This window comes from Heyndrickxia shackletonii (assembly GCF_001420715.1).
Lineage (GTDB): Bacteria > Bacillota > Bacilli > Bacillales > Bacillaceae_C > Margalitia > Margalitia shackletonii.
Map to the genome: position 1 here is coordinate 1 of NZ_LJJC01000023.1, position 546 is coordinate 546.

A 546-nucleotide genomic window follows, 5' to 3' on the forward strand; every position below is an offset into this window, starting at 1 on the left:
CAACAGATTTTAGACTTTTTAACGCTTCGCTTTATTGAAAAGAATGAGAATATCGTTTTTCTAGGTCCAAGTGGCGTGGGGAAAACCCATTTGGCAACTTCCATCGGAATTACAGCAGCAAAGAAACGAACTAGTACATATTTTATAAAGTGTCATGACCTCATTCAAAATCTAAAGAGAGCACGACTAGAAAATCGATTAGAAGCTCGTTTAAAGCATTATACAAAATACAAGCTACTTATAATTGATGAAATAGGTTATTTACCGATTGATGCCGAAGATGCGAAGCTCTTTTTCCAACTCATAGACATGCGTTACGAAAAACGAAGTACCATATTGACAACGAATGTGAACTTTAAATCATGGGATGAGATCTTTCAAGAGCCGAAGCTAGCAAACGCAATTCTAGATCGAATTTTACATCACGCGACAGTCGTTACAATCGTAGGAGAATCTTATCGTTTAAAGAATCATTTAGCGAAAGAAAATGAGTAATTTTGTACATTCTTATACAAGCGAAAGTGTACATATTTGTGTTGACATTTA

Annotated in this window: 1 protein-coding gene; it reads left to right on the forward strand. The window is 35.2% G+C overall.

All coding sequences use genetic code 11. The features are described from left to right. Window positions 1–495 (forward strand): IS21-like element helper ATPase IstB (gene istB, locus AN964_RS25245; RefSeq protein ID WP_055742531.1); only part of this gene is annotated, 495 nt, incomplete at its 5' end. Between the last annotated feature and the right edge of the window lie 51 nt (window positions 496–546).